Raw genomic sequence first — 12,474 nt, forward strand, 5'->3', positions numbered from 1 at the left:
GATGGAAGTTTTCTATTACTAAACCAAGATTTTTTTGAATCAGCAACGGGCGTTGATTCAAATCTTAGTCAAATTCAATCAAATAAAAAGAGATTTCATGATCTTCCCAAAATGTCATTTACAACGACCAATGATCTTATCGATGGGCACTTAAACGCAAAATTTGATGTAGTAACTTGCATGGAAGTTATAGAGCATTGTGCCCTGCCTGAAAGAGAACTCGTACTTAAAAACTTAAACGCACTTCTAAAACCAGGCGGACATGTTGTGATTTCAGTTCCAATTGAAATCGGACCCACATTACTTTTTAAGCAATTGTTTCGCCGCATAGCTGGATGGCGCGGCATTGGAGATTATAAATACATTGAACCCTATTCTATGAGTGAACTTATCAAAATGGTGATGGCAACCCAAAATACTGAGATAAATCGCCCGGTACATGAGCACGTTAACCCACCTGCTCCACCACTAAAACTTCATTCCCATAAAGGGTTTAACTGGCGCGCTTTAAAGAAGCGTCTCAACCAAGATTTCATCATCGATCAGACGTATTTCTCGCCTATTCCGATTAACCAAGGTCTTGTTAACAGTCAGGTTTTTTTCGTTTGCCGAAAACCTGACTCGACTCAGTAAGACTTCTGACAATCTCTGTTTTTTTCAAAATGCCAAAATCTGTGTAAAATGTTGATATTAAAGAGGAAAAGCAACATTTCGGCAACAATTTGGATGCTCGCCTAAAGCCTTGTATTCTTTGCGAAAGTTGCCGTAAGTATACAGAAAGTAAAGTAAATTGTTGGTTGAACCGATAGTAGAGAGGTATGGTTCAACAACATTTTATTCATTTTTTCATAGCATTCACATTAACCACGTTGGTTTGCCCAATAGTCATCATGGCGGCTCACCGCTTTATGGCATTGTCTCATATTGACGCAAGGCGACGTTCTACATCAAGAACCCCGCTACTTGGTGGCATTGCAATTGTTATCGCAAGTGCAGCAAGTATGAGTTTGTCGCAATCATCCCTTGGTTTTCACCTACTTTTAGTAAGCATCCCCGTACTTCTCATTGGCATCATAGATGACTTTAAAGAACTCTCAGCACGCCCTAAGTTTTTTGTACAAGTTTTAGCAGCTTCACTTTGGGTAACAACAATACCCAGAGGTGATTTGTTACTTGAACAAATAGGTCTTCCCCCATCAATTGCAATGTTGCTCTCAGCAGCTTGGATCATTGGAATTATTAACGCCATTAACTTCATTGATGGAATGGATGGCCTTGTTGCTGGAACTTTAACAATTGTTTTTATAATGCTGGCGATTCTCTTTAACGGAAATAGAGAGATGTCTATTGCCATGATTATTTTCGCAGGAACTTCACTTGGCTTTTTGTTTTTCAATTATCCGCCAGCAAAAATTTATCTTGGTGATAGCGGCAGCGGACTATTTGGTTTTGTTCTTGGAAGTGCCACAACGATTTTACAACCAAGCCTCAATGGTTCTTATGCCGTTTTGGTTCCGATGCTTTTATTAGCTTACCCACAGATTGATGCTGTTTTAGCAATAATGCGTAGACTCATCAATCAAAGGCCCATCTTTAAGGGCGATCATAGTCATCTTCATCACAAGCTCCAAAAAATTGGGTTTACAGTTCCTCAGTCGCCTTTCATCATCTACTCAGTTGTTATGTATTGTGCGATTGGTGCATATACCATTAACTCACTACCAATATTTCCAGCACTTCTAGTACTTGCAATAACTACCGGTGGATTAATTGGAGCACTTGCTTTAGTGTTTCTATGGGATAAAATTCTTGGTAGTCGCATCGCCCTTTATAATCACTCTGTAATTAATCAACAACTCTCACTTCAAAATAAAAGAACGGGAACGCTTAGATCGTTTCCAGGATTACTCATAAATTTAGCAAAAATTAGTAGTGAATTTCAGCGCTTCACCCCAACCATGACTCATAAATTTGCTGCAGATTTTTCAGCATTAGTGAAACAACATTTTCCAGAAGGATTATTTAAATCTGTAAATAACAATGGGATCATCATTTATTTTGAGCAACCTTTAGAAATAACTGAATCTTTTTTAAATGAATTTAAGAGTGCTCTAAAAACAATGTTTCGAGAATATCAAGTACTTGAGAGCGAAGAAGAAACTCTCAGTGATACAGTTGTATGCTTATCAAATAATATCACACGAGGAACTGGCGAATTAGATGAAGTTGCCAAGCTTCCAGTTAAGCGAGCTGCATAATGAAAACTGTCGCCCTTAACTCTTCTTCATATTTTAATAAAAGCATTTTACAAATTTCAATTTTCAATATTCTTGTTATTACCGGAACGATTTTTTTATTTTCGCTGGTATCACTACCGGCAATTTTATTTATTCCATTTTGCGTATCAGCATTAACACTTTTTTTAGGGCCTTTTAAAGCAGCACCCGCGATCATTTTAACTTATGTTGGATTTGATGGAATGCTTAAAATTCTATCTGGATACAACCCAGTAATCCACGTTGCCTCAGATCTACTCGTGGTTTTATTATGCATACGCTGGCTGATATTCGTCGCTTTTTCACGCTCCTCATTAAATTTCAAGCTTCCACCATTTTGGGTGTTTTTTCTTATACACGCAATGTGGGTTTCACTTGAAATTTTAAATCCATACGGAATAGGTCTCGTACCAGGTATCGCTGCTTATAAAATATATGCATCATTTTTAACACTCTACTTTTTTACTTACTCATTTTTTGATAAAGTTTCAGACCTCAGAAGTATGTTTGTATTAGCCATTATTATTCTCACCGTAGAGTCAATACTTTCGATCTACCAATTTAACTTAGGTGCAAGCTCAGTCTTAGCACTAAGCCCTAATTATGCAAAACCTATGAACGATATTTTTGTTGGTAAACAGTTCCGCCCTTTCGGTACAGCTGCTACTCCAGGCGGAGCCTCTACTTGGTTATTTCTAAGCACTCCGCTTGTAGTGGCTTTTACAAGTATGGATAAAAAAATGTTTAAAAAAATAGTGCTTATTGCACTTATTATCGTAGTAATTTACGCCCTTTTTGTATGTCAAATTAGATCTGCGATGCTTAAAGCCGTAGCTGGTAGTATTGCAGCTTATATTGTGATCTTTTGGAGAAAACCCGTTCGATTATTTGCTGGAGCACTCGTTGGCGGACTTTTTTATTTATCATTTCAATTAATACTTACTATCGATGACCCGCAGATGAAAACTGCTCAAGCGCGGTATGAGGCTATCAACAGTATCAGGTCTATTACTTCTTCGCGTGGACATGGAGTTGTAGAGAATATTCTCTATATTTGGGAAAATGCTCCATTTGGAATTGGACTATCTCGAACAGGTGCAGCGGCAAAAGTATTTGAAGAAAAAATTTCATCAAACCCCTATTTTGGTGTTGAGTGGATGTTCGCCGATAATTTATACAAGGCCTTCCGAGAATACTGCGGTTTTTAAAACCAGGCACGCCAAAGAAAACGGAATAAAAACATCTATGAATATGCTAAAAATACGTAGAAAAATTGCAAAATTAAAATTTTATATTCTTGATAATTTATTAGATTTTTATTTTCAAATTGATACTAGTTCAAACAAAGAACTTATCGAATCAGCTGGCGAGCGTAATGGTTATGACCCCACTGATTGGCAGACATTTCCCAAGTTATTAAGACTTATAAATCCTGGCCCACATGATGTCTTATTAGATCTTGGTTGCGGTAAAGGCCGAATACTTTTGATGGCTTCTCGATTTTCATTTAAGAGAATTATTGGAGTAGATTACAATTCTGAGCTTTGTTTGATTGCTGAAAAAAATGTTAAATCTTATTCTAAACGATCAACTTGTAAAAATATTTCTGTGATTACAGAAGACATGATGAAATATTTAATCCCCGATGATGCTACAATTATGTATATTTATAATCCCCTTGAACAAAACCAGTTAAAAGGTGTGATGCAAAAAATAATGACTTCCATTCAGAAAAGTCCAAGGCCTTTTAAAATTATATTTGGCGCACCACCAGAATTTTCAGAAGAAATTTTTAAATACTCCAATGCAAAAAAAGAATTTTACGATATTGGCCGAAACTCAAAAACATACACGGTATTTTCAATAAATTCCTAATTAGGAAGGCAAGATAAAAATGAAAGTTTCATTTCGAAGAACTCTTAGAGCAATTTGGCGGCGTGTTTATTTCTTGATTCATCAACCTCTCTTTTGGGCACTTACAGTTTTTGGCCACGGCATTACACTCCTTAGCTCCATTCTTTTTTATTACCTAGAGAAAAATTATAACCCCGAGGTTCAATCATTTCTGGATTGCCTTTCTTGGAGCACCGGGCTCATGACAACAATTGGATATGGGGTGGTTGTCCCTGTGACGACACCTGGGAAGATTTTAAGTATTGGTATGATGCTCATTGGTTCACTTTTTCTTTGGTCTTATATGGCACTTTTTGTAAGAGCTCTTTTGACTCCTGATTTAGGTCACTTGGAGAAAGAAATGGATGAATTGGAAAGTGGACTTACCAAAATCAATAAAGCAATTCATCTCGATAATGAAACTGCGAATAAATTAATCCATTCAATTGAGAAACTTAATTCTAATTTGCATAAATTTAAGGACTATGAAGTCACAAGAAAATAAAGTAGCTGAAGTAGTCTTTATTAATGCTTCAGTTTAGTAGAGCTACTTTCAGATGCATGAAGCATTTTCTCGGTGTATGCAAGCGCTAGAGTTGAAAATAAAAACACGAGATGAATAATAACCTGCCACTTAATATGATCAGGATCCTTCTTAGTGATATCGATAAAGGATTTTAACAAATGAATACCAGAGATACCGACTAAGGCTCCTGCCAACTTTACCTTTAGAGTACCAGCGTTAATTTTTTCAAGCCAATCGGGTCGATCTTCATGTTTATCCAAATGAATGCGACTTACAAATGTTGCGTATCCACCGATGATAACCATAATGAGGAGGTTTAAGACCATCGTTATATCAACTAAAGTCAAAATACCTAACATTAGAACTTCTTCAGTGATTGAATTAACAGTTGCGCAGAGATGCACCAGCTCAGCCAAAAATTTGTAGGTGTAAAGTAGTGCTCCTACAATAAGGCCACCATAAATGGGCGCTTGTATCCAACGGCTTGCAAAAATCACTTGTTCAAAAATATTCTCAATGCGTTTCATAGTACCTCGACCTAAAATACTTTGAATGAAACTGATTTGTCTACTTGATTCACGCGGGTTAAGTACTAGGTATGTGCATTTAGGCAGATTGGTATATTGAAAAATAAATATAAGATTTGGGTAATGCTCTCTTTGTAAGCCAAAGATGATGTTCCTCAATGAAATCTCTCGAATCTCGGCCTCGAGCAACAACGGTGATGGGTTTTTCTTGAGCAATCTTTTTAAGATCAACGAGAGTCTTCTTAATGGCCTCTGATGTCCCGTAATCATATATAAAATAATAGTCTGCAGTGGCGGGTTGAAATTCCATGGAACTCAAATCTGCATGTTTAAATTTTACAAGGGGATGGCCAAGGCGATTTAGGCATCGCTTACTTTCTTTGACTCGTTCGCCAACATATTCGTATCCGATAAATTTAACTTTCGGATAGTGCCTCCCGACGACAAAACCCATGCGCCCGTAACCCGCGCCTAAATCAACAATTGTAGTACTTTGTTCGGGCTTAAGTAATGAAAGGATAGTTCTAATTTCGGTATACGGAGTAAGAAACCGCTTCGCTGCCAATCCAATCCATAATTCTTGTGTTTTTTCGTGAAAACCCGAAGCCTTTAACCGGCACCCGTCGCTGCGAAGTTTCTTTTCAACTTCTTCTATCTGCATGCCGAGATAGGCATCTACTTGGTCGGAATGAGCACGTACCCTTGCTTCAGTAATACTCTTGTCATCGCATCGCACGAGCGGAAAAGGATTTTTTGAACTAAATTTCAGCATTTAAAATCGTACTGCTCCCCGCGATAAGTTGCAAGACTTGAAGACTCCTGTATAGAGGTCCAAATATTTTGAGTCATTATAAATCTGGCATACTTTCTGCTCTACTAGGAGTGACTTTAAAATAAAAACGATCAAGGAGTTTTAAATGAGAAGTTTGTTACTTTTTTTCGTGGCTTTGTCGATTAATTCTACAGCCCAGGCTGTGGAGATTCAGGTTCCCAGTAATAACACCAGCATTATGAGTTTTTTAATGGCAAATCCTGCTGCTCAAAATATCCCACTGTCTATCCAATTAACCTACGGTGTAGTTGTAAAAGTAATCTCGATATCATATTCGCAGTGTGCACAGGGCTCTGAGACGTCCATGAGTATTCAAGCTGTTGATTCTCAGGAAAAGAAAATTATTAACGTGAAAAATATTTCAATTCCTTGCCCAAAGTAAGTCCGAACTAAAACACCAGTAATCAAGGAAAAAGGTAACTGTGGAAAATGACGATACACCTAAAATGCAATCAACAGCCATCTTACTTGATCGAAATAAAAAAGTAATTGTTGATCTTTGGGCGTCAATAGCAAAAGAACAATTTCCCGCAGCTCAAAGTCAAAGTAAACCAGCCCTCCTGAATGCTCTTCCTCAATTGATAGATCAAATAATTAATGCCCTTTCTCTAGTTGGTTTTTCCACAGACGAACGAAAAGATATCTCCAAAGAACATGGTCAACAGCGAGCGGCACTAGGCGATTACACTCTCAAGCAAGTATTAGCCGAAATGAGAATTTTACGAGAAACAATGTTTGAGATTTTAGAAAAAGTCGGAGGCCCACTAAATCAGCGTGATCGGGATATAATTCTAGATTCCATTGAAAGAGGGATTGTCATAACTGGTGCTGAGTTTATGAAAATTCAGATTAATGAAAAAGATCAGGAACTTGCTGAGAAAACCGAAGTCGTCAAACAAGTTGAATCTGATCTTTATGAATCACTCACCACAATCGAGAAACTTGAATCTGAACAACGGTTAAGAGATTTATTTGTGGCAACACTTACACACGATTTAAAAAATCCGCTGACAGCCGCAAAAATGAGTTCTCAGATTTTACTCCGCAATTTAGGAAATACAGATGACGTAAATAAATTGGCATCGAGAATTTTGAGTAATATTGTGCGAGTAGATACCATGATAGATTCTTTACTAGATACAAATCAAATAAGGGCGGGCAAAAGCCTAACCATTGAGACGAAAGAATATGATCTTAGAAAACAGGTAACAGAACTTTTAGAATAATTTTCTCAAACTCAAACTGAAAAAAGATTTATTTTTAATCCTCCAGATCTTCCAATCAACTGCAAATTGGCTTACGGCAAAATTGGCAGGGCTTTGGAGAACTTACTAACCAACGCTGTTAAGCATGGAGAAGTGGGTCGCCCTATAACTGTGGCGGTCCAAGAATTAATGAATGAAATAAAAATTTCTGTTCATAATGAGGGAAAGCCTATACCAGTAGAAGAACAGAGTGCAGTTTTTGAGCCGTTTTTTAGATCAAAAACCGTCCGATTCGGAAAGCAAAAAGGTTGGGGATTAGGACTAACATTAGTTCAGGGAATTGTTGAAGCGCATGGTGGGAAAATTGAGTTAGTGAGTAATGCTGACTATGGAACGACCTTTTCAATTATATTTCCCAAGACGCCATAGGTTGAGAGCAGAATTAATTCTTTAGCACGATCATTTTCTATTTCATCCAACGCAGAAGAAAAATAGGCAGAAATTCTAAAGTTAAGATGAGGTGCCTCGCCGAAAGCTGTATAATTTAAATTACTTTCTAAAAATTTTCTTTACTTATTAAATATAATAACTTATTATATTTAATAAGTATGGAGCATCTTGATGTGGCAGGTTAAAATTCAGGATAAAGCTGCTCAAATATTTGAAAGCAGCGATTTAACAGAAGATGACAGGCTCGTAATTCAAACTTGGGCCCAAATAGTGGCCGAACACGGCCCTGATGAGCTTAAAAAGAAACCTTCTGTTTGGGCTGACCACCCTCTTTATGGAGAATGGGCAGAGCATCGGGCCTCTAGTTTTAGTTATAGCGGTCGAATCATCTACACGGTGAAAGACAGTATTATAACAGTGATTGTGGTGAGAATTACTACTGACCATGATTATAAAAAGAAAAAGGAGTAAAATATGGCAACACGTCACTTTTTTAACCTTAAGTTACCCAAGGCAACACCTGGAAAAGTGATCAAAGCTTTTCGTACAAATTTTAATATCACTCAACAAGAGTTAGCTAAAGTCACCGGCATTGCTGAAACCAACTTAAGTGCCATTGAAAATGATAAAGTTGAAATCGGAGTTAAAAGAGCAGTCCTCATTGCAACTGCTTTAGGCATTAGCCCCTCAGGTCTTTTATTTCCAAACGGTTATGTGTCTTCATATGGAAAAGATATAAAAACTGTTCAAGCAGCTGCTGCCAAGATGATGGCGAAGAAAAAAGTAGGCTGATCAAAACAGCTATAGACTTATGTTGAGTGAATAACCATCCCCTTTCTCGACTCATGACGATCAGAATGAGATTTCGAAAAACGTCTCATCCTGGACTCAAGTAATAATCTCAAGACCCGATAAACTTAGGTAGGATAATAACGTAAGGTGGCTTTTATGAAGGTAGCAAACAGTATGCGTTCTTTGCTTGCTCTAATGCTTTTGGTATCTGTGAGTGTAGCTTGTACAGGCAAAGGTAAGGCTCTAGGTGCTTCGTCGAAACCAACTCCGCTCGCAACTGCGACGCCGAGCCCTTCGGCCACAGCTACTCCGGTTCCTACAATTGAGCCAGAGCCAACCGGTTGTCTTAAAGAAATTCCATCTGAACCAGTTCCGATAGTAAACAACGCAAGCTGCACTCAAGGTTATGTTCGGGCCGAGTACAATGATGGGCGTAAAACCTACAAGCTCTGTGTTGCGAAATCGGCATGCGAAGTGGCTAAGCACGAGAACTTTCGCTGTCTCCCAGGCGACTATCCTGAAATTACCAAAGACTGTCACCCCTTGCCTGAGATGGTCGACTATGAAAATCGTTATCGTCACTGGGTAATCGATGAAGCTTCAGGTTTGGTCGACGACGGCGCTCGTGGCATGTACGATGCTCTCGGCCGCCGGGTCCTCAATGGGCGAGTGACAAATGACTGGGGTTGGACAGGAACTTGTGCTCCTAAAATTTGTCCTCCCAAACAAACGAACAAGCAGTGTGTGAATCCTGCTCCGCCACCTCTCCATCATATGCGCGTGGAAGCAAGTGGTCAGGGATCTGATGGCAAGTATCGTTTCGATTCTACGCCAATTGTTTGCGATGGACCTGTTGGAAGTCCGACGGCCAACTATTGCTCGACGGTTTGGAATGGAGAAAAAACTGGCTGCTGCCCCGTTCGTCGTAACAGTGATCCCCTTCGCAAAACATGCGATCTTGAGTTGACGGGTTCCAATACGCTTAATGGTGATGTTGGTCCTGTATGGAGCACCACATACGGTGGCGAAATCTTCCCGACTAGTAGCCCTTTCATGATTTATGTGGATTGGTTTAATCCCAACTACCCAGTTGATGTGTACTCTTGCGGAAACCGCATCGGCACAAAACCTGGCGTCTGTAACGGCATCCGACTGGGTCAGTAATCTTAAACGTTGATACCATTTTTGGTGTAAATTGATAATGCGGCACTGGGAGGTGGTCTTAGGAAAAAACACCTTATCTGATTCAGGAGAACCTTCTGTGGCTTTAAGAGCCTGATGCAATCGACGATTGAATGTCTTCAATGCCCTTGCAGCTAAAGTAGATAATCAGTAAAATTATTCATGCCAAAAAAGCCTCGAAAGAAAATTACAACGGTGAGGGAGCACCCCTTGCACGTTTCGGTGAGCGAAAAAAATCCAACGGGCTTAACTATAAGAGATCAACACTTACGGCGTCTTCAAGGCACTTATCTTGGTACCGATGAAATTGAATCTATTTTCAATAAATATGACCGAAAAGCTTTGATCTACCCAACTCCGAATAAATTAAATGAATATAAAAACGCTGATATGCATGATGAGCAGATCGCTGTATGGACAGATTATTTCAATAAAAAATTTAATATCAATCCGCCCCTAGATCCAAATGTAGTCAAAGCGTTGATAGCAAGTGAGTCTGGATTTCACAAAGATCCTCCGAACAATCCTGTAGCCATAGGCATAGCACAAATAACTAAACCTACATTAAAAATTCTTCAAGACCCTAAAGGTGAAACAAAAGATTTCATTTTCACTAAAATCCGGCAAAAAGATTTAAAAGATCCAAACATTGCCATCCCAATGGGAATTCGCTGGCTCTTTAGAAAAAGACAAACTGCAGAAAGTAAGTTGAAGCGCACGCCAAATGCAGAAGAAATTATTTTAGAATACAAAGGCCTGCTGAAAAGCACAACCACATATAAAGACAGTGCGCTTAAAAAGTTTAGGAACGAATATGCAAAACTCAAAAAGAAATAGATTTATATGCTTTTTTCTAGTTTCAATCTTGAGTGGGTGTACCACGCCTCCCTATAGAATTACAAAACAACAGGGTCGCAAAGTTGAGTTTAATGTTGCACCTGAAAGAATATTAATGGAGTGCGAAGAAATCAAGACTCATGAGGTGCTTTACGGATTTATGATCCATGTTCTAGATGAAGAAAACACAGTTTTGACCATGTCGCAGGGCAATCGACTCGGAAAAAAAACTTGTTTCGATGGGATTAAGAAAATAGAGAGAATCTTAAAAAGAGGGAAACACATCTATATCGGTGCTATCGGAGATTTTGAAGTTCCCCGTGTAAAAGAGGAATATAAATATACTTATCCAAAACTGGGAACATTTCATGGTAATGGAAGAGCTTTTGGATTTATGGCCATCGCAAATGAACATGGCGACTGTTACGATGCCTACTATGGCGATAAAATGCCGTGTCCACAAAGTGAATTTCCGATTAAGTGAGGCTAGTCCCATTTATTACCGTGCGATCTTAAACGCTACCTTTGGATTGATCTTCTCATTGTAAATAATGAGCTTATCAGTAGAGACCTTGTCAATTCGGTGGTTAACGATCTCGCTGACACGCGCTTGATCAATTTCTAGTAAATCCGCAAATTCAACCTGAGATAAATCTTTCTCAGACATATAGCGCACAAGGTTTTGGCAGAGATCCCAACGAAATTTTTCAACCGGAGATGAGCTAGGCCCTACCATCAAAGTGCCTTCAGCATTTTTAAGCTTTCGCTCCATCTCTTTTAATTTCTTCGCATTAGGGTAACGATAAACTCTTCGACTCATGATAATCAAATACCTAATCTTGCAATATATTGCAAGATTCAATATTTGATAACAAAACTACTCGCAGTATAGTGATTGAAAATCACATTCCTACATTTGAACATGCAAGCGTAATTTTTTTAAGGATTTTTAAGGTCGAATTTGAATGATTTCAATCTCTTGGAGCATTTCTGCGTGTTCAAAAATTGGTAGCGGGGAGAGGATTTGAACCTCTGACCTTCGGGTTATGAGCCCGACGAGCTACCAGGCTGCTCCACCCCGCGACAAGTTCGAATGAACCATTGAACCATTCCTTGTAGTTCAGCCCAGCCCTCTTCGTCAAGTGACTTTAGGTTCTAATGGCAAACTTTGGATGCTTTAAAGCGTCTTTTTCCATTTAATGCAGTCAAACAATGCTCATCCCTACCACAACCGATGACTGTTAAAGGCTGAGCCCCTTGTAATTTTTCAATGGCAGCGGGGTTTGAAACCACACTCCACTCCCCTTTTACTGCGATTTTTAACCACAGGCCTTCCATATCTGTTTGATAAAATAATTCTTTTCCACGCACATACCAGGGGCCGTCAATCATCGGGGTGCGCCATGTTTGAAACGGAACACCTTTTGAATCAAGCTCATCAATAGTAGCAAGTTCGATTCCGGAATCATCAATGGGAAGTTGCTTAAACTTACCCGAGGCTGTGTAGGCCTCAATAAATTGTTGTTTTTTAACCTGGGAAACAAAAACTAGATGCACCGAACCTGGGCACGCTTGTTTACAAGAATAAACCAGATCAAACGATTTAAATTTATCAAGGTTTATCCCAACAGGTAAGGGCAAGCCCTTATGATTTCTAAACTCTTCAATGGCATTCACAAACATTTTTGGTCGATCACGTAAGTACCGTGTATTAACAATGGCCCCTAATTCTTCTCGCAATGTTTTATATAAATCAGGCTCTTTACACCGACTAGCAAATGGTTTTTGCGCTTCTGATGTAATCACATTGCCAGATATTGCCCCAGCTCCAGCATCAACACCTGATTGAGGTGCAATTTCACCTACTGAAGTTGGTGATTCGACAATCACCGCACGATTTGGGTTTGTCTCTAGTTCTTTTATGCGAATAGATGAATAGATAATAGATGCCACA

At 38.9% G+C, this 12,474-nt stretch carries 17 protein-coding genes and 1 tRNA gene; 13 read left to right on the forward strand and 5 right to left on the reverse strand.

The window, feature by feature from the left end; genetic code table 11:
• The 5 genes from SGI74_12495 to SGI74_12515 all read left to right on the forward strand — a co-directional run.
• The coding region (locus SGI74_12495) for a methyltransferase (protein ID MDZ4678315.1) at positions 1 to 633 on the forward strand (633 nt) is incomplete at its 5' end.
• A 257-nt stretch (positions 634 to 890) separates the two neighbouring features.
• On the forward strand, positions 891 to 2,258 hold the full coding sequence (locus tag SGI74_12500) for an MraY family glycosyltransferase (GenBank protein ID MDZ4678316.1): 1,368 nt from the start codon (positions 891 to 893) through the stop codon (positions 2,256 to 2,258).
• Positions 2,258 to 3,484 (forward strand): hypothetical protein, encoded by a 1,227-nt coding sequence (locus SGI74_12505; GenBank protein ID MDZ4678317.1) that lies wholly within the window; start codon positions 2,258 to 2,260, stop codon positions 3,482 to 3,484. The genes SGI74_12500 and SGI74_12505 overlap by 1 nt, the downstream gene beginning before the upstream one ends.
• 43 nt (positions 3,485 to 3,527) lie before the next feature.
• Positions 3,528 to 4,151, forward strand: a complete 624-nt coding sequence (locus SGI74_12510) for a class I SAM-dependent methyltransferase (protein MDZ4678318.1) — start codon at positions 3,528 to 3,530, stop codon at positions 4,149 to 4,151.
• A gap of 19 nt (positions 4,152 to 4,170) precedes the next feature.
• Positions 4,171 to 4,674 carry a potassium channel family protein gene (locus SGI74_12515; GenBank protein MDZ4678319.1) on the forward strand — a complete coding sequence of 168 codons (504 nt, stop codon included), beginning with the start codon at positions 4,171 to 4,173 and terminating at the stop codon, positions 4,672 to 4,674.
• 20 nt (positions 4,675 to 4,694) lie between these two features.
• Here the strand turns inward: SGI74_12515 and SGI74_12520 are convergent, their stop codons facing one another.
• Positions 4,695 to 5,222 (reverse strand): TIGR00645 family protein, encoded by a 528-nt coding sequence (locus SGI74_12520; protein MDZ4678320.1) that lies wholly within the window; start codon positions 5,220 to 5,222, stop codon positions 4,695 to 4,697.
• Between the two features lie 79 nt (positions 5,223 to 5,301).
• The gene (locus tag SGI74_12525) at positions 5,302 to 5,994 is read right to left on the reverse strand and encodes a class I SAM-dependent methyltransferase (protein ID MDZ4678321.1); all 693 of its coding nucleotides are present in this window, start codon (positions 5,992 to 5,994) and stop codon (positions 5,302 to 5,304) included.
• A gap of 145 nt (positions 5,995 to 6,139) precedes the next feature.
• Between SGI74_12525 and SGI74_12530 the strand changes: the two genes are divergently transcribed.
• The 8 genes from SGI74_12530 (at position 6,140) to SGI74_12565 (ending at position 11,004) form a co-directional block, all read left to right on the forward strand.
• Complete coding sequence (locus tag SGI74_12530) at positions 6,140 to 6,436, forward strand: hypothetical protein (protein MDZ4678322.1); 297 nt, start codon at positions 6,140 to 6,142, stop codon at positions 6,434 to 6,436.
• A gap of 40 nt (positions 6,437 to 6,476) precedes the next feature.
• The gene (locus SGI74_12535; protein MDZ4678323.1) at positions 6,477 to 7,280 is read left to right on the forward strand and encodes a histidine kinase dimerization/phospho-acceptor domain-containing protein; all 804 of its coding nucleotides are present in this window, start codon (positions 6,477 to 6,479) and stop codon (positions 7,278 to 7,280) included.
• A 66-nt stretch (positions 7,281 to 7,346) separates the two neighbouring features.
• On the forward strand, positions 7,347 to 7,688 hold the full coding sequence (locus SGI74_12540) for a sensor histidine kinase (protein ID MDZ4678324.1): 342 nt from the start codon (positions 7,347 to 7,349) through the stop codon (positions 7,686 to 7,688).
• 192 nt (positions 7,689 to 7,880) lie between these two features.
• On the forward strand, positions 7,881 to 8,180 hold the full coding sequence (locus SGI74_12545) for a hypothetical protein (GenBank protein MDZ4678325.1): 300 nt from the start codon (positions 7,881 to 7,883) through the stop codon (positions 8,178 to 8,180).
• A gap of 3 nt (positions 8,181 to 8,183) precedes the next feature.
• On the forward strand, positions 8,184 to 8,501 hold the full coding sequence (locus SGI74_12550) for a helix-turn-helix transcriptional regulator (GenBank protein MDZ4678326.1): 318 nt from the start codon (positions 8,184 to 8,186) through the stop codon (positions 8,499 to 8,501).
• A gap of 156 nt (positions 8,502 to 8,657) precedes the next feature.
• A complete protein-coding gene (locus SGI74_12555) occupies positions 8,658 to 9,665 on the forward strand; it encodes a hypothetical protein (GenBank protein MDZ4678327.1) in 1,008 nt (335 codons plus the stop codon).
• Positions 9,666 to 9,893: 228 nt separating this feature from the next.
• Complete coding sequence (locus SGI74_12560) at positions 9,894 to 10,520, forward strand: transglycosylase SLT domain-containing protein (protein MDZ4678328.1); 627 nt, start codon at positions 9,894 to 9,896, stop codon at positions 10,518 to 10,520.
• A 28-nt stretch (positions 10,521 to 10,548) separates the two neighbouring features.
• The gene (locus SGI74_12565) at positions 10,549 to 11,004 is read left to right on the forward strand and encodes a hypothetical protein (GenBank protein MDZ4678329.1); all 456 of its coding nucleotides are present in this window, start codon (positions 10,549 to 10,551) and stop codon (positions 11,002 to 11,004) included.
• 15 nt (positions 11,005 to 11,019) lie between these two features.
• Here the strand turns inward: SGI74_12565 and SGI74_12570 are convergent, their stop codons facing one another.
• From SGI74_12570 to SGI74_12580, 3 genes are all read right to left on the reverse strand, one after another.
• Entirely contained in the window at positions 11,020 to 11,340 is a 321-nt protein-coding gene (locus SGI74_12570; protein ID MDZ4678330.1) for an XRE family transcriptional regulator, read from the reverse strand.
• A 186-nt stretch (positions 11,341 to 11,526) separates the two neighbouring features.
• Positions 11,527 to 11,603, reverse strand: a tRNA-Met gene (locus SGI74_12575).
• 72 nt (positions 11,604 to 11,675) lie between these two features.
• On the reverse strand, positions 11,676 to 12,473 hold the full coding sequence (locus SGI74_12580) for a hypothetical protein (GenBank protein ID MDZ4678331.1): 798 nt from the start codon (positions 12,471 to 12,473) through the stop codon (positions 11,676 to 11,678).
• Position 12,474 lies beyond the last annotated feature (1 nt).

The organism is Oligoflexia bacterium (assembly GCA_034439615.1).
In the GTDB taxonomy this organism is placed as follows: Bacteria; Bdellovibrionota; Bdellovibrionia; order JABDDW01; family JABDDW01; genus JAWXAT01.